At 57.3% G+C, this 16,199-nt stretch carries 19 protein-coding genes, 1 tRNA gene and 1 pseudogene; 1 reads left to right on the plus strand and 20 read right to left on the minus strand.

The genetic code is table 11. The annotated features are described in order from the left end of the window. Nucleotides 1-25 precede the first annotated feature (25 nt). The 18 genes and pseudogenes from MMG91_RS14665 to MMG91_RS14755 form a co-directional block, all read right to left on the minus strand. Nucleotides 26-603 (minus strand): annotated as a pseudogene (locus MMG91_RS14665) (aminotransferase class III-fold pyridoxal phosphate-dependent enzyme); the annotation flags it as partial. Between the two features lie 396 nt (nt 604-999). Then, a tRNA-Lys gene (locus tag MMG91_RS14675) sits at nt 1,000-1,075 on the minus strand. A gap of 63 nt (nt 1,076-1,138) precedes the next feature. After that, nucleotides 1,139-1,831 carry a 7-cyano-7-deazaguanine synthase QueC gene (gene queC, locus MMG91_RS14680; protein WP_305503006.1) on the minus strand — a complete coding sequence of 231 codons (693 nt, stop codon included), beginning with the start codon at nt 1,829-1,831 and terminating at the stop codon, nt 1,139-1,141. Between the two features lies 1 nt (nt 1,832). Next, on the minus strand, nt 1,833-2,480 hold the full coding sequence (gene queE / locus MMG91_RS14685; RefSeq protein WP_305446611.1) for a 7-carboxy-7-deazaguanine synthase QueE: 648 nt from the start codon (nt 2,478-2,480) through the stop codon (nt 1,833-1,835). 166 nt (nt 2,481-2,646) lie between these two features. Further along, nucleotides 2,647-3,480 (minus strand): tol-pal system protein YbgF, encoded by an 834-nt coding sequence (ybgF, locus tag MMG91_RS14690; RefSeq protein ID WP_310659997.1) that lies wholly within the window; start codon nt 3,478-3,480, stop codon nt 2,647-2,649. Nucleotides 3,481-3,486: 6 nt separating this feature from the next. Further along, nucleotides 3,487-3,984, minus strand: coding sequence for a peptidoglycan-associated lipoprotein Pal (gene pal / locus MMG91_RS14695; protein ID WP_003178634.1), 498 nt, complete (start codon nt 3,982-3,984; stop codon nt 3,487-3,489). 52 nt (nt 3,985-4,036) lie between these two features. Then, nucleotides 4,037-5,338 carry a Tol-Pal system beta propeller repeat protein TolB gene (tolB, locus tag MMG91_RS14700; protein WP_038981961.1) on the minus strand — a complete coding sequence of 434 codons (1,302 nt, stop codon included), beginning with the start codon at nt 5,336-5,338 and terminating at the stop codon, nt 4,037-4,039. After that, a complete protein-coding gene (gene tolA, locus MMG91_RS14705) occupies nt 5,335-6,414 on the minus strand; it encodes a cell envelope integrity protein TolA (RefSeq protein WP_310659998.1) in 1,080 nt (359 codons plus the stop codon). The genes tolB and tolA overlap by 4 nt, the downstream gene beginning before the upstream one ends. Next, nucleotides 6,414-6,866 (minus strand): protein TolR, encoded by a 453-nt coding sequence (tolR, locus tag MMG91_RS14710; RefSeq protein ID WP_162556275.1) that lies wholly within the window; start codon nt 6,864-6,866, stop codon nt 6,414-6,416. The genes tolA and tolR overlap by 1 nt, the downstream gene beginning before the upstream one ends. A gap of 23 nt (nt 6,867-6,889) precedes the next feature. Continuing rightward, on the minus strand, nt 6,890-7,585 hold the full coding sequence (gene tolQ, locus MMG91_RS14715) for a protein TolQ (RefSeq protein WP_007897030.1): 696 nt from the start codon (nt 7,583-7,585) through the stop codon (nt 6,890-6,892). Beyond that, entirely contained in the window at nt 7,575-8,042 is a 468-nt protein-coding gene (gene ybgC, locus MMG91_RS14720) for a tol-pal system-associated acyl-CoA thioesterase (protein WP_007933231.1), read from the minus strand. Before ybgC ends, tolQ begins: the two co-directional genes overlap by 11 nt. 127 nt (nt 8,043-8,169) lie before the next feature. Continuing rightward, nucleotides 8,170-9,231 (minus strand): Holliday junction branch migration DNA helicase RuvB, encoded by a 1,062-nt coding sequence (gene ruvB, locus MMG91_RS14725; protein WP_008006678.1) that lies wholly within the window; start codon nt 9,229-9,231, stop codon nt 8,170-8,172. After that, complete coding sequence (ruvA, locus tag MMG91_RS14730) at nt 9,232-9,846, minus strand: Holliday junction branch migration protein RuvA (protein ID WP_038981959.1); 615 nt, start codon at nt 9,844-9,846, stop codon at nt 9,232-9,234. Nucleotides 9,847-9,961: 115 nt separating this feature from the next. Further along, on the minus strand, nt 9,962-10,486 hold the full coding sequence (gene ruvC / locus MMG91_RS14735; RefSeq protein ID WP_007897036.1) for a crossover junction endodeoxyribonuclease RuvC: 525 nt from the start codon (nt 10,484-10,486) through the stop codon (nt 9,962-9,964). A gap of 158 nt (nt 10,487-10,644) precedes the next feature. Then, entirely contained in the window at nt 10,645-11,391 is a 747-nt protein-coding gene (locus MMG91_RS14740) for a YebC/PmpR family DNA-binding transcriptional regulator (protein ID WP_008072427.1), read from the minus strand. A gap of 122 nt (nt 11,392-11,513) precedes the next feature. Further along, nucleotides 11,514-13,289, minus strand: a complete 1,776-nt coding sequence (gene aspS / locus MMG91_RS14745; protein WP_310659999.1) for an aspartate--tRNA ligase — start codon at nt 13,287-13,289, stop codon at nt 11,514-11,516. Between the two features lie 121 nt (nt 13,290-13,410). After that, the gene (locus MMG91_RS14750; RefSeq protein ID WP_010457489.1) at nt 13,411-13,632 is read right to left on the minus strand and encodes an FmdB family zinc ribbon protein; all 222 of its coding nucleotides are present in this window, start codon (nt 13,630-13,632) and stop codon (nt 13,411-13,413) included. Between the two features lie 136 nt (nt 13,633-13,768). Further along, nucleotides 13,769-14,107: a ribbon-helix-helix domain-containing protein gene (locus MMG91_RS14755; protein ID WP_310660000.1), complete on the minus strand. Its 339-nt coding sequence runs from the start codon at nt 14,105-14,107 to the stop codon at nt 13,769-13,771. Between the two features lie 464 nt (nt 14,108-14,571). Here MMG91_RS14755 and MMG91_RS14760 point away from each other — a divergent pair, with 464 nt between their 5' ends. Next, nucleotides 14,572-15,174 carry a cold-shock protein gene (locus MMG91_RS14760; RefSeq protein ID WP_301271480.1) on the plus strand — a complete coding sequence of 201 codons (603 nt, stop codon included), beginning with the start codon at nt 14,572-14,574 and terminating at the stop codon, nt 15,172-15,174. Nucleotides 15,175-15,249: 75 nt separating this feature from the next. On the opposite strand, the gene MMG91_RS14765 is transcribed toward MMG91_RS14760, so the two are convergent. Further along, complete coding sequence (locus tag MMG91_RS14765; RefSeq protein WP_052964287.1) at nt 15,250-15,456, minus strand: SlyX family protein; 207 nt, start codon at nt 15,454-15,456, stop codon at nt 15,250-15,252. A gap of 3 nt (nt 15,457-15,459) precedes the next feature. Further along, a complete protein-coding gene (locus tag MMG91_RS14770; protein WP_032830486.1) occupies nt 15,460-15,885 on the minus strand; it encodes an HIT domain-containing protein in 426 nt (141 codons plus the stop codon). Between the last annotated feature and the right edge of the window lie 314 nt (nt 15,886-16,199).

Consider the following 16,199-nt stretch of genomic DNA (forward strand, 5'->3'; position numbering starts at 1 on the left):
AACTGCCTCGCAACGAGAGAGGTATTCAGCCCTGCTGGAGCAAGGTCCGGATCAGACGCACAAGCGTGTCGACTCCCCAGCGGGCCTCTTCGCGAGTCAGCACCAGAGGCGGCAACAATCGGATAACGCGTTCGGCCGTAACATTAATCAACAGGCCTTCACGCAGGGCTTCAGCCACCAGCTTCTGGCAGGGACGATCAAGCATGATCCCGATCATCAGACCCAGGCCGCGTACTTGCTGGACCTGTGGCAAGTCGGCTAATTTTTCGCGCAATTGTTCCACGATAAACTCTCCGAGCTCGGGCGTGATCCAGCAGACCGTCTTCTTCGATACCCCTTATGGTCTCTGTTCCTGCACGGCAGGCAAGAGGATTACCACCGAAAGTCGAACCATGACTGCCAGGGGTGAACGTTGTCGCTGCATCCCCCCCAGGCGAGGCACGCGCCGATCGGTATGCCGGAGCCCAGCCCCTTGGCGAGGGTCATTACGTCGAGTTGAATTTTCGAGTGCTGGTGGGAAAACCACCGACCGGTGCGGCCGATGCCAGTCTGGACTTCGTCCAGCATCAACAACCACCCTTTACGATTGCAGATCTCACGCAACTTAATGTCCTAGGCGCCAAATGCAATATGACCGACATTACCGCGACCATCGGCTTGGGCCAATTCGCGTGTATGCGACCACTGCCCATCGTCGAGCGGCGGCTAAATACTATTTAGAATGCTTGGGCAGTGATTTCGAAGTCACATAGTGACAGCGCTTTCGGGCTCAGCCGCTGGCAGCGGTATCTGGACCTGAACAGCAAGGGTCGGGCATGCGAAGTGTGGAGGCAGAATCTTCCGTGCCGTTTACTCTGGTGATCAGCAGGGTTGGGATGAAGACACAGGTGTTTGCCTTTCCCCCTTCCAGACCCGCGTCTGCGCTTTATTGCAGGCAAAAAAAAATCCGGAAATCCTCACTTGCGTGGGCCTTCCAGACTTTTAAAACTGCTACAAAAATGGTGGGTCGTGTGGGATTCGAACCTACGACCAATTGGTTAAAAGCCAACTGCTCTACCAACTGAGCTAACGACCCGCTGTGTGGTGGCGCGTATAATACTGATTTTTAAGGACTATTCAACACCTAATTTGAAATAAATCAAAAATAAGGTGTTGGATCGGTCACACCGGCTGCTGCGAAGCCTTCTGCACGCAGGCGGCAGCTGTCGCATTTACCGCAGGCGCGGCCATTATCGTCTGCCTGATAGCAGGAAACGGTCAGCCCGTAATCGACGCCAAGCTTCACGCCGGCCTGAACGATCTGCGCCTTGCTCAGGTTCTGCAGTGGCGCCTGAATACGGAAGCCCTGCCCTTCTACCCCGGCCTTGGTCGCCAGATTAGCCATGCGCTCGAAGGCTTCGATGAACTCGGGACGGCAATCCGGGTAACCGGAGTAATCCACCGCGTTAACCCCGATAAAGATGTCCCGCGCGCCCAGCACTTCAGCCCACCCCAACGCCAGGGACAGAAACACGGTGTTGCGCGCCGGCACGTACGTCACCGGGATACCTTCACCCGGCGTTTCCGGTACATCGATACTAGTGTCGGTCAGTGCCGAGCCGCCGATACCGTTCAGGTTCAGGCCAATCACCTTGTGCTCGACCACACCCAAGTCTTGGGCGACACGTGCTGCGGCATGCAATTCGGCGTGCGAGCGCTGACCGTAATCGAAGCTCATGGTGTAGCAGCGGTAGCCATCAGCGCGGGCCATGGCCACGACGGTCGCGGAGTCGAGGCCGCCGGACAGCAGGATGACCGCACGTTTTTCGACAGTGTTCGTTTGTTCAGTCATTTCAGCGCCCCGGCTCGTCATTCCAAAGATATTTATGCAGCTGCAATTGCAGACGTACAGGCAGATTGTCCGCCACCACCCAGTCCGCCAGATCACGCGCGCTCAGATCATGGTGGCTCGGCGAGAACAGGACTTCGCCGGCACGCAGGTCAAGACCGTACTGAATCAGTTTGGACACGGCCCAGTCGTAGTCTTCCCGCGAGCAGATGACAAACTTTACCTGATCGTTAGGCGTGAGCAGCTCGATGTTCTCGTAGCGGTTGCGGTGTGCTTCTTTCGAACCCGGGGTTTTCAGGTCGACGACGCGACTGACCCGCGGATCGACCGCCGAGATATCCAGTGCGCCACTGGTTTCCAGCGACACTTCGTAGCCGGCGTCACACAACTGCTTGAGCAAGGGAATGGCATTCGGTTGCGCCAGGGGTTCGCCACCCGTAACACAAACATAACGCGGGCGAAAACCGGCCACTTGCTCGAGGATGTCGTCGAGCGTGCGAATGGTGCCGCCAGTGAACGCGTAGGCGCTGTCGCAGTATTGGCAACGCAATGGGCAACCGGTCAGGCGCACAAATACAGTGGGCAGCCCGGCAGTCCGCGTTTCACCCTGCAACGAGTAGAAAACTTCGGTGATTCTCAATGTGTCTTGCATAGTCGCCACGGGCGTAACAGCTAAACAGGCTGTCCGCCTCCGTCAGGCACTTCAAGGAACCTCGCCAACGCGCAGATCCCAAAAAGCGTGTTTCATAAAAAGGGCATGAATTCTAACGAAAAAACCCGCGATAGGCGCGGGTTTCTTCAATACAGCTCAAGCAGCCTTACATGCGCTGCAAGTCGCGTTGTGCCAACTGAGCGGCGGAAGTGCCCGGATACTGGGACACAACCTGCTGCAGAATGCCTTTGACCCTGTCGGTATGACCGAGACGGCGCTCTACATCAGCGAGCTTGTACAACGAATCAGGCACTTTAGGGTGCTTGGGGTACAGCTGTGAAACCTTGGCAAATGCTTGACCTGCACCTTGCAGATCGCCTTTGGCCAGGTTCACTTCACCCAACCAGTACTGGGCGTTGCCCGCGTATTGGCTGTTCGGGTATTTGCGCAGGAATGCGGCGAAAGCCTGGCTGGCCTTGTCGAAATCCTTGGCTTTGATCAGGTCGAAGGCTGCATCGTAATACAGTTTTTCCTTCGCCGGATCAGCCGGTTCGCCACCTGCGGCAGGCGCTTGTGTGGCAGCGGCTGCCGCTCCTGCACCTGCACCGGGGGCATTCAAATTGCCACCGGTGGAAGAATTATCAGGAGTCGCGGCTGGTGCAACGCCGGTTCCTATGCGCCGATCAAGATCCTGATATCGCTCCAGGTTCTCTTGCTTCATGCGCGCTACATCATTTTGCAGTTCTTCGATCGCACCCTGTTGGCGCGAGATCTGATCCTGCATCTGTTGTAGTTGGTTGAACAGCTGGCCCTGTGCCGAGACAGGGGTCGAAACCCCTCCCCCGGCATAGGCGCCGTTCGTACCGTAACCCGCAGGCGGATAACTGCTCCCGCTATTGTTATAGCCGGAGTTGTCCTCGACCACAGGAACCGCAGCCCACACCGCAAGCGGTGCGAGGCTGAGAGCCAAAACAGTTACAGCACGACGGCACGTTCGCATGACGAATTACTTACGCAGTTCGACGCGACGGTTTTGAGCCCAGGACTGCTCGTCGTTGCCGGTAGCAACTGGACGCTCTTCGCCGTAGGAAACCAGTTCCAGCTGAGCTGGGGAAACACCTTGCAGTACCAGGTAGCGCTGAACGGCTTTCGCACGACGCTCGCCCAGTGCCATGTTGTACTCACGAGTACCACGTTCGTCGGTGTTGCCTTCCAGAACAACGCGAGCGCCGTTTGCTTTCAGGTCTTTGGCGTGAACGTCCAGAGCGCGCATGGCTTCTGGCTTCAGGTCCGAGCTGTCGTATTCGAAGTAGAAGGTGGTGATTGCGCGCAGAGCAGCTTCTTCGCTCAGGGAACCATCAACGGCACCAGTGTTTGCGCCGTAACCAGCGTTTGGATCAACAGCGCCTTCACCGGCATTGTCGCCGCCTTTGGACGAGCAACCTACAGCTACAGCCATGGCCAGAGCCAGCGCAGCAAATTTACCAAACTTCAGCATTTCCATCGTGAAACTCCTAATGAACCCCAGTGTGTTAAGTACAACATGTAGCGCCGCGTCAGTTCAGGTAAGGGGACCAGGACGGTTCTCTGACTTCGCCTTGTGCGGTAGGAAGCGGGAGCCTCACGCGTCCATTTATGGACACGAGCATCAAGACTCCCCGGCCCTGCTGGCGGGTGGCGTAGATTACCATGGTGCCGTTGGGCGCAACAGTAGGCGACTCGTCCAGAGTGCTATCAGTGAGGATCTTTACACTACCGCGCTGCAAATCCTGGGCCGCTACCTTGAAATTAGTGAAGCCTTCCTGACGATGGATCATCACCAGGGTCTTTTCATCGGCCGACAGTTTAGGGTTGGCGTTGTAGTTACCAATAAAGGTCACACGCTCCGCACCACCACCGCTTGCGCTGGTTTTGTAGATCTGCGGCTTGCCGCCACGGTCGGAGGTGAAGTAGATGGTCGAACCATCTTTACCCCAGAACGGCTCGGTGTTGATGCCTTGACCGTTGGTGACACGACTGATCTGACGCGACCCCAGGTTCATCACATAGATGTCCGGGTTGCCATCTTTCGACAGTACGAATGCCAGACGCTGACCATCCGGCGACCATGCTGGCGCACCATTCAGGCCTTCGAAGTTGGTGATCTGCTCACGGCGACCGGTGTCGATGTTCTGCATGAAAATGCGCGGACGCTTCTGCTCGAACGAGACGTAGGCAATGCGCTTGCCATCCGGAGCAAAACGCGGCGACAGAATCGGCTCGCGCGATTGCAGCAGCGTCACGGCACGGGCACCGTCATAGTCCGAACGTTGCAGCGTGTAGCGAGTGTTCTTTTCGGAGAACCGCTCGGCCGTCACGTACAGCAGACGAGTCGAGAACGCACCTTTGATACCGGTGAGTTTTTCGAACGACTGGTCGGAGATGTAGTGCGCCATGTCGCGCAATTGATCGACGCTGCCCGATACGCTACCGGTCAGCACTTGCTGCTCGGTGGCGACGTTGAACAGTGCGTATTGAACCTGCAGACGACCGCCCGCTGGAACGATACTGCCGACCATGACGTATTGGGCTCCCAGCGCCTTGAAGTCACGGAAGATGATTTCGCTGGCCTGGCTCGGCTGGCTGATCATGTTCTGTTTTGGAATCGGCGAGTAGTAACCCGAGTTGCGCAGGTCGTTACCGATAATTTCAGCCATGTCATCCGGCAGCACGCTGCCGCCCTGGTTACCGAACGGAACAACTGCGATCGGGGTGGCCCGATCACTGCCGCTGGTGACCAGAATGTTTTTTTCATCAGCTGCCGCTATCCCTGCCAGGCAGCAGATAACGACAAGCATTCCTCGAAGAAGGTTTCTCACAAGGCTAGATCCTCAGGTGTGAATGTCATCTTGAATGAACGATACGGAGCGAAATCACTCGGCTTCATTCCCTGCATTTCTGTCAAACGTCCAATGTTCTTGACCGCCGCTACAGCGGAAGCGTCAAACGGACCGTCGCCGCTGGACTTGGCCACGCCGACCGAAGTCACCGTACCATCGGGCAACATGCCGATTTGCAACACGACCGTCATGCCTTTGCGTGCCGAAGGTGGACGAGCCCAGCCTTCCGCTGCACGAGCACGAATCAGATCATCGAAACTGCCGGCGACTTCGTCACCCTGCTCATCGGCCAAGGCCTGCTGACGCTGCGGCGTGTCGGAAAGCAAATCTGCCAGGGCCTGGGCCTTTTTGTCTTCGGCGGATTTACGTGCCGCTTCCTGCGATTTTTTCTTCGCGGCATCGGCAGCAGCTTTCTTCTTCGCGTCTTCGGCGACTTTCTTCTTCGCCTCTTCAGCTTCAGATTTCTTCTTGGCGTCTTCGGCGGCTTTCTTCTTCGCGTCTTCGATGATCTTTTTCTTCGCTTCTTCAGCGGCCGCTTTCCTGGCCTCTTCTTCAGCAGCTTTCTTGGCTTCTTCTTCAGATTTCTTCTTGGCTATATCAGCCAATTGTTTCTCTTCGGCCTTTTTGGCTTCGGCGGTCTTCTTGGCTTCATCGGCTTTCTTGGCTTCATCAGCCTTTTTTGCCTCTTCCGCTTTCTTCGTCTCGTCGGCCTTCTTGGATTCTTCGGCTTTTTGAGCCGCATCTTCCTTCTTTTGTTCCGCGGCCTTGATCGCTTCCTGCTCGATCTTTTTCTGTTCCATCTGTTCGACTTCGGTCTGGCGCGCGGCGGATTTCTTCGCCTCACCCGCAATCTTCTGATTGGTCTGGGTGGTCGCCTGACTTTTCGATTTCAGCTGGTACAAGGTCGCCTGGACAATCGGCTTGGCCGGCGGCAGTTCCGGTGTGAAGGCAAAACTGACGAACAGCATGCCAAAAACCAGCACGTGCAAGACAAGCGCCCAGACACTAGGCCAGAAGTAGCTTTCCGAGGCGGACGGCTCTCGCATTTGCTGCATCAGGGTGCCTCGGTAATCAAGCCAACATTACCGACCCCGGCTTTCTGCAACCCGCCCATGGCGCCCATGACGGAGCCGTAATCGACAGTCTTGTCACCGCGAATGAATACCTGGGTACGCTTGCCGCCTTCAGTACCGGCGCGAATGATCTTGGTCACCGCGTCAGTCATTTGCGGCAAGGTCATGGCCTTGTCCTGCTGCTTTTCGGTGTCGACTTCGCTGCCAAGGTTCCAGTAGTAGGTCTTGTCAGACTTGATCGAAATGGTCAGGACCTGAGTGTTGTTGTCCTGCGGCAAGGCTTCGCTGGAAACCTTGGGCAGATCAACTTTCACGCCCTGATTAAGCATCGGCGCGGTCACCATGAAGATGACCAGCAGTACCAACATCACGTCGATGTAAGGCACCACGTTCATCTCGGCAACCGGCTTGCGCTTTTTGCGAGCTCGAGCGATTAAAGCCATTGGAAATTACCTGCTTATTCTTCGCTGGTGTGCACTTTGCGGTGCAGGATCGCCTGGAATTCGTCGGCGAAGGTGTAGTAACGGCCCAGCAGGGTTTCGCTGCGAGCAGCAAAACGGTTGTACGCGATAACGGCCGGGATAGCGGCGAACAGACCGATCGCGGTAGCGATCAGTGCTTCGGCAATACCCGGAGCCACAGTGGCCAGAGTCGCTTGCTGGGCAGTTGCCAGACCACGGAAGGAGTTCATGATGCCCCAGACCGTACCGAACAGACCGATGTACGGGCTGACGGAACCGACGGTGGCGAGGAACGGCAGGCTCTGCTCGAGCTTTTCTTCCTCACGGGAAATGGCGACGCGCATGGCACGGGCCACGCCTTCCATGACCGCTTCCGGATCAACGCCTGACTGCTGACGCAGACGGGAGAACTCCTTGAAACCGGCACGGAAGATCTGCTCGACGCCCGAATCCGGATCAGGGTTGCTGCCGGCCTGACGGTAGAGTTTGGACAGGTCGATACCGGACCAGAAGCGCTCTTCAAAGCTCTCCAGGGCACGTCGACCGGCGCGCAGCAAGTTGCTGCGCTGAAAGATCATGATCCATGAGGTCACCGATGCGGCTACCAGGATCAGCATTACCAGTTGCACCACGATACTGGCATTGCTGACCAGGCTCCACATGGAGGAATGGTCGACGACGTTAGCTTCCACGCTTTATCTCCTGCTTTGAGTGTGTACCCGCGCCGCTCACGTCGGCAAAGGCCGCACGTAGAGCTTCGGGAATGGCTCGGGGTTTCAAACTGTTGGTGCGCACACAGGCCACCAGAAACTGCCCTTCGCAGAGCAGCACATTATCCGTAGCCCGCCTGACCTGCTGTTTGAAGCGCAGGCTGACCCGGTTCAATTCAATTACTTCAGCGCTTACCAGCAGTTCGTCGTCCAGTCGCGCCGGCGCGTGGTAACGCGCTTCGCTGGAATGCACGACGAACAACAGGTCCTCCCCTGCCAGCGCCGACTGGGCAAAGCCCAGCTCCCGGAGCCGCTCGGTTCGAGCCCGTTCCATAAACTTGAGGTAATTGACGTAATACACGATGCCGCCCGCATCGGTGTCCTCGTAATAAACGCGACAACGATGTGCGAACGGCTCAAGCCCGTTTTGCGCGCGCATACTCTAGTGCTTACTCCTCAGGTTGCCAATCCGGCCAGGCAACTGTTTTTCATTGATTCGCGGCTTTCTGGCGAAAGTACGGTCCTGGGACAGCACAAACACCGAATAAATCAGCGCGCAAAGGTGACTAATCGTCCACGGCATCGAGGAACTCGTCTACCACGGGCATCTCGCCTAATCGTGACGGGATGTTTAAACCGAAGTGCAGGTACGCATGCCGAGTGACCACCCGCCCCCGCGGAGTGCGCATGATGTAGCCCTGCTGGATCAAATACGGCTCCAGCACGTCTTCAATGGTGTGACGCTCTTCGCTGATGGCTGCCGCCAGACTGTCCACCCCCACCGGCCCACCGTCGAACTTCTCGATCATGGTCAACAGCAGGCGTCGATCCTGATGATCGAAGCCGCGCTCGTCGACATCCAGCAGGTTCAAGGCCAGGTCGGCGATCGGTTTAGTGATGTGGCCCTTGGCGCGGACCTCGGCAAAATCCCGGACCCGACGCAGCAAGCGGTTGGCGATCCGCGGCGTGCCACGGGCACGACGGGCGATTTCGAAGGCACCTTCCGGGTCCAGTGGCAAACCGAGAATGTTCGCCGAACGGCTGACAATCGTTGCCAGGTCGGCGGTGTTGTAGAACTCCAGACGCTGAACGATCCCGAAACGGTCGCGCAATGGGTTGGTCAGCATACCGGCGCGGGTGGTTGCGCCGACCAGGGTGAACGGCGGCAAATCGAGTTTGATCGAGCGCGCGGCTGGCCCTTCGCCGATCATGATGTCGAGCTGGAAATCTTCCATGGCCGGGTACAGCACTTCTTCGACAATTGGCGACAACCGATGGATCTCGTCGATGAACAGCACATCATGGGGCTCAAGATTGGTCAGCAAGGCCGCCAAATCACCCGGACGCTCAAGGACCGGGCCCGAGGTACTTTTGATCGACACGCCCATTTCCTGGGCAATGATGTTGGCCAGGGTGGTTTTACCCAGGCCCGGCGGACCGAAAATCAGCGTGTGATCCAGGGATTCATTGCGCCCACGCGCGGCCTGGATGAACAACTCCATTTGCTCGCGAACGGTTGGCTGGCCAATGTACTCGGCCAGGCTGACGGGACGAATCGCCCGGTCCTGGACTTCCTCGCGGTCACGGGGACCACCCGTGGCGGCGATCAGACGATCAGCTTCAATCACTTAGATCATTCCCTTCAGGGCACGACGAATCATGTCTTCACTGCTCAAACCTTTCTCCTTGATCGCAGAAATCGCCTTGCTGGCTTCCTGCGGCTTGTAGCCCAGGGAAATCAGCGCGCTGACCGCGTCATTTTCGGCGGTGGCGACCGGAGGCGCATCTGGCCCACCCGGCTGGTTTGGCACCAACGCGAACATCGCCGGCACGGTCTCCCACGCTTTGAAGCGGTCCTTGAGTTCCACCAGCAAACGCTCGGCCGTCTTCTTGCCCACGCCCGGCACCTTGGTCAGCGCCGAAGTGTCCTGGGACTGCACGCAACGCACCAACTCGTCGACCTCCAGGCTCGACATCAAGGCCAGTGCCAGTTTCGGCCCCACACCATTGAGACGGATCAGTTCGCGAAAAAAGTCTCGCTCGCGCTTGCCGAAGAAGCCATAGAGTAACTGCGCGTCTTCGCGCACGACCAAATGGGTGTGCAAGGTCAGCGGTTCACCGACCGACGGCAAGCGATAAAGCGTGGTCATGGGCACTTCCAGCTCATACCCCAGACCGTTTACATCCAGAATCAGGTGCGGCGGCTGTTTCTCAGCCAAAGTGCCGCGCAAGCGTCCAATCACGTTTCAGATCCTTGAGCCTTGGCCAGATCAGTGCTGGCGACTGACAGAACAAGGGTTTTGCGCCGACAACACAGGCGCAAACCCCTCATTCCATAAAAAATGATTGCTGATGCTATCAGAGACGCAGGCGCCCGCCACGACTGCGTGCTGTACCCAGACCATGAGGCAACAGACTGGACCGGGTGTGAGCGTGGCAAATCGCGATGGCCAGGGCATCCGAAGCATCGATTTGCGGCTTGCTGGTCAATTTCAGCATGTGCATGACCATCATTTGCACTTGTTCCTTGTTCGCCCCACCGGTGCCGGTCACCGCCTGCTTGACTTGGGTCGCGGTGTATTCGGCAATTTCCAGGCTTTCCTCGGCACCGGCCACGATGGCTGCGCCGCGAGCCTGACCGAGTTTGAGTGCGGAGTCAGCATTGCGGGCCATGAAGACTTTTTCGATGCCCATGGTTACCGGGCCATAGGTCTGGATCACTTCACGCACGCCCCGATAGACGATTTGCAGACGCTCATGCAGCTCGCCGGAGCCCGTGCGAATGCAACCCGACGCCACGTACACGCAACCACGCCCGGTATCACGTACCACGCCATAACCGGTGATACGCGAACCGGGGTCGATACCAAGAATTAAAGTCATAACGCCTGCGGGTTAGGTAAGAGCACGATATTCAATACAGCGAATAACAAATGTGGGAGCTGGCTTGCCTGCGATGGCGTAGGCACATCAAACAATGATGTAGCCTGACACGCCGCCATCGCAGGCAAGCCAGCTCCCACACTGAACCTTAGTCGCCCTTATCCGAGCTGTGCGGCCACCGACTCCGGAATGTCGGCGTTGGAATACACGTTTTGCACGTCGTCCAGGTCTTCGAGCATGTCGATCAGCTTCAGAACCTTCTCGGCGCCTTCCAGGTCCAGTTCGGCACTGGTGGTCGGCAGCATGACGATTTCCGCATCATCGCCCTTGAAGCCTGCGGCCTCCAAAGCGTTGCGCACGGAATAGAAGCCGGCGAACGAGGTGAACACGTCGATGGAGCCGTCTTCGTGAGTCACCACGTCATCGGCATCGGCCTCCATGGCCGCTTCCATCAGCGCATCCTCATCCACCCCTGGCGCGAAGGAAATCTGTCCCTTGCGCTCGAACAGGTAGGCCACCGAACCATCGGTGCCGAGGTTGCCGCCGCACTTGCTGAACGCATGGCGAACAGCCGCTGCGGTGCGGTTGCGGTTGTCGGTCATGCATTCAACCATCACTGCCACACCGCCCGGGCCGTAACCTTCGTAGGTCAGCTCGACCATGTCGTCGGTATCGGCAGCACCGGCACCGCGAGCGACCGCGCGATCGATGATGTCGCGGCTCATGTTCGCGCCCAGCGCTTTATCCAGCGCCAGACGCAGACGCGGGTTGGAGCCTGGATCACCGCCGCCCTGACGAGCAGCAACCGTCAGTTCACGAATCCACTTGGTGAAAATCTTGCCCTTCTTGGCATCCTGACGTTCTTTGCGGTGCTTGATGTTCGCCCACTTGGAATGACCCGCCATAACTCGCTCCGAATTATCTTTGAAACATTGCCCGCCACGCCATGATGCGCCAGCCAGCAAATAAAAATCTCGACCTTCTATATGGAAAGGGCGCATCCGAAGATGCGCCCTTCTGGTCAGTCTTACTCAGCTTTAGGCGTTTCGCGCAGACGAATGTGCAGTTCGCGCAATGCCTTGGCATCCACCAGACCCGGTGCCTGAGTCATGACGCAGGCAGCGCTCTGGGTTTTCGGGAAGGCGATCACTTCACGGATCGACTGGGCGCCGGTCATCAGCATCACCAGACGGTCCAGACCGAAGGCCAGGCCACCGTGCGGCGGCGCACCGTATTTCAGGGCGTCGAGCAGGAAGCCGAATTTCTCTTCCTGTTCCGCTTCGCTGATACCCAGCAGACGGAACACCGACTGTTGCATTTCCTTGCGGTGGATACGGATCGAACCGCCACCCAGCTCGGTGCCGTTCAGGACCATGTCGTAGGCACGGGACAGCGCGCTTGCCGGGTTGGCTTCCAGTTCTTCCGGCGTGCACTTCGGCGCGGTGAACGGGTGGTGCAACGCGGTGAAGCTGCCGTCGTCGTTCTCTTCGAACATCGGGAAGTCGACGACCCACATCGGGGCCCATTCGCAGGTCAGCAGGTTCAGATCGTGACCAACCTTGATCCGCAGCGCGCCCAGGGCTTCGCTGACAATCTTGGCTTTGTCGGCGCCGAAGAACACGATGTCGCCATCGACCGCACCGACGCGATCGAGGATCACGTTGAGGTTGGCCTCCGGGATGTTCTTGACGATTGGCGACTGCAGACCTTCGACGCCTTTGGCGCGCTCGTTGACCTTGATGTACGCCAGGCCCTTGGCACCGTAGATGCCGACGAACTTGGTGTAGTCGTCGATCTTGCTGCGCGGCATGCTTGCTGCGCCTGGAACGCGCAGAGCGGCAACGCGGCATTTCGGGTCGTTGGCAGGGCCGCTGAACACCTTGAAGTCGACTTCTTTCAGTTGATCGGCAACGTCAACCAGTTCCAGCGGGTTACGCAGGTCCGGCTTGTCGGAACCGTAGCGACGCATGGCCTCTTCAAAAGTCATGTGCGGGAAGTCGCCGAATTCCAGACCCAGCACTTCCTTGAACAAGTTGCGGATCATTTGTTCGGTGATGCCCATGATCTCTTTTTCATCGAGGAAGCTGGTCTCGATGTCGATCTGGGTGAACTCCGGCTGACGGTCGGCGCGCAGATCTTCGTCGCGGAAGCACTTGGCGATCTGGTAGTAACGGTCGAAGCCGGCGACCATCAGCAGCTGCTTGAACAGCTGTGGCGATTGCGGCAAGGCGAAGAAGCTACCTGCATGAGTACGGCTCGGCACCAGGTAGTCGCGAGCGCCTTCTGGCGTGGCGCGAGTCAGAATCGGCGTCTCGACATCGAGGAAGCCGTTCTCGTCCAGGAAGCGACGGATGCTGGTGGTCATGCGCGAACGCAGACGCAGCTTCTCGAGCATTTCCGGACGACGCAGGTCGAGGAAGCGATAACGCAGGCGGGTTTCTTCGCCGACGTCGGAGAACTCGTTGAGCGGGAACGGCGGGGTTTCCGCTTCGTTCAATACTTCCAGCTCGTAGCCCAGCACTTCGATCATGCCCGACGCCATGTTGGCGTTGGTGGCACCGGCCGGACGCAGGCGAACCTTGCCGGTGATCTTGACCACGTATTCACTGCGCACGCGATCGGCGGCGGCGAAGGATTCAGCGCGGTCCGGGTCGAACACCACCTGGGCCAGACCGTCACGATCACGGATATCGAGGAAAATCACCCCACCGTGGTCACGACGACGGTGGACCCATCCGCAAAGGGTAATTTCCTGGCCTTCCAGGCTTTCGTTCAGTTGGCCGCAATAATGGCTGCGCATCATGGTAGTGGTTTCGCTTCTCGTAATTCGAAATTCGGTTGGAGGTCTTGCCGCCCCCGCACTTGAATAAAGGTGCCGGATGATGCAAGAGCTCGCGCGTGTCACTCAGACCGGGCGCCAGACCCTAGTCAGCTTTGTCGCCACCGGCCAGATTTTTCTTGGAACCGGTCTTGAAGTCGGTTTCGTACCAGCCGGTGCCGCTAAGGCGGAAGCCCGGCATGGACAGCATCTTTTTAAGCTCTGGCGCCTGGCAGGCAGGGCAGTCGACCAGCGGTGCTGCGCTGATCTTTTGAATGGCTTCCAACTGATGACCACAGGAAGCACATTGATAGTCGTACATCGGCATGGGGGTTGTCTCGGCGATCAGATTGCTACCGCGCATGCTGGGCTTTGCGGCAAAGGGCGGGATTATATCCATTAAATGCAGCCTGTGCAGCCGTAAGACTGCACAGACCGACACTCGACACGATCAACCGCCACCGCTAGGCCATGACGAGGCAACTTCCCTCCTTCAGGCTGTGCACGACGCAGACAACCCGCACCAGCCCGGTGAAGTTTTTCACCCCGCCATGGCGCAAATGCACTTCGCGATCCACATGGGACAACAGCGCACTGATCGAGCAGCAATTGACCTTGGCCATATCACCTAAAATATCCCAATAGACCTGCTCCAATCGCAAACAGGTCGCAAAGCCATTCAAACGCACTGACCGGGATAATGGCTGGGCCAGGCCCATATCGAATTCACTGACAAATGAATCAATCCTTACTTCCTTGAGTGGACCGACCCTCCCCTCCCTTCGCCTCTCTTGATAAACCATACCATTGACACTCCTTTGCCATCCTTGCTGCTTATAAGACTCATATTCCGTTTCCTTATAAAAGCGCAGGCGTACAGGGATATCTAGATGACTTTATGACCATCGACGTAGGATAAGCCAACAACAAAAGGAAGATCATGGAGCACGTCCTAGGCCTGACGATTTCCTACGAAGACTGACGCAACATCACTCAATGAAAGGCAAAAGATCCTAGGAACACATCGCGCAAACAACACTCAGCAATCGTTATCCGCTCAGCGGCCAGAAGACAAGCACCGCCGGACTGCCTGATTTGAGTAGCGGCGGGCTTTGCTGTTAAATAGGCAGTGTGTCGCTACCACCTATTTTCCGGGGGCTGCGCATAGGCTGATACCGGGTACGTGTCCAACGCCTCTTATTGTTCTGAAGCGAACCGTGCTCCATCAGCTCTTCCTTGTGATCCGTCTTAACGTGAGTTAATCAAAATGTTGAAAATCGTCCACCTGCTAATGGGCGCAGCAGCCTTGCTGCTGTCCTTCATCCCTAGCCTGCGATCCGAAGCGGTACCTTACCTGCAACAACCCGATGCGCTGTACCTGGCCTTTTTCGGCCTGCTCAACCTCACCCTTGCACCTGTTATCCCTTACTGGAACAAAGGGCCGCGTCATCAGCTGCAAAATCTGGTCAGCGCCCTGCTGGTTCTGGCTGTGGTATTGCAAACACTGACATTGTTCGCCCCGATGCCTGTCATCGCCGGTCAACCTGCCGTTCTGTTCAGTCTGGTCGTTGCCCTGATCGCCATTCTTTTGCACTTGGCCGTCAGCTTCTACAAATCTTCACCGGCCGCCGCCTCGCCAAGCTATGACATGAGCAACCGCGATACCGGCACCGTTAAATGGTTCAACACCTCCAAAGGCTTCGGCTTTATTTCCCGTGACTCCGGCGATGATATTTTCGTGCACTTCCGGGCAATTCGCGGTGAAGGCCACCGTGTTCTGGTTGAAGGCCAGCGCGTGGAGTTCTCTGTCATGAACCGTGACAAAGGCCTGCAAGCCGAAGATGTGATCGCCGCCCTGCCGCGTCGCTGACTCCAAAGCTAAAAAAAACCGCGAACAGCCCAGGCTGTTCGCGGTTTTTTTATGGCCTCTTTTTCACTATGTAGCTCAATAATGCGGCGGTGGCGCTTCCTCTTCGAAAGAGTCGAACTGGCCGACCATTTCCTCCTGCCGCTTGATCAGGGCCGCCATTTGCAGTTGCAGGCGCTCAACCACATGTTGCTGCGCCGCCAGCACATCATTCAATGTCTGGATGGTGTCATCCTGAAACGCCAACTGGCTTTCCAGATCGGTAACGCGTTCTTCCAGGCTCATGACTCAACCCTCCAGAAACGTGAAGTCATCGGTCAACACCAGACGCAGCCGTTCGCGAATCGTCGCGATCTGCTCTGGACTATAGGGTTTGGCCGGCTGCTTGCCCCAGACCGGAGCTGGCCAGGCGGCGTCCTCACGCTTGCGCACAATCACATGCATGTGCAACTGACTGACGACATTACCCAAGGCCGCGACGTTCAATTTGTCCGCATCGAACGAATCCTTGAGCATTTCCGCCAGCGCGGTCGTTTCCTGCCACAGCTGCTGTTGATCTGCGACATCTAACTGAAATATCTCACTGATATCCTCGCGGCGTGGCACGAGGATGAACCATGGGTAGTTCGAATCATTGGACAACAGCAACCGACAGAGCGGGAAATCGCCGATCGGCAACGTGTCTTGTTGAAGTCGTGGATCTAAAGCGAACACAGCGCGCACTCCCTCTGGTCATCTTTTTTCAGCTTAGCGCCCATACCAAAAGACGGCGGCACCAAGCGACAGGACGGCAGCATACCTGCGAATGCCAAGCGCTTCACGACGAACTGCCGCCTCATCGTTTCCGAGCGCCCCGACATGAGCCATTTTGAGCCGGGGCGCACCATTAAAGAACCAGGCATCCCACAAAAAATGCCGAAATGACCGAGAAACGACGGGCTGTTCGATTCGGTCACAAAACGACACTGTGTGAATTCGGTACAGCAATTGAAATTTTTCGCACCAAAACCGCACAACGCGTCTACGCT

The sequence above is a fragment of the Pseudomonas sp. JL3 genome (genome assembly GCF_031570575.1).
GTDB lineage: Bacteria > Pseudomonadota > Gammaproteobacteria > Pseudomonadales > Pseudomonadaceae > Aquipseudomonas > Aquipseudomonas cucumis.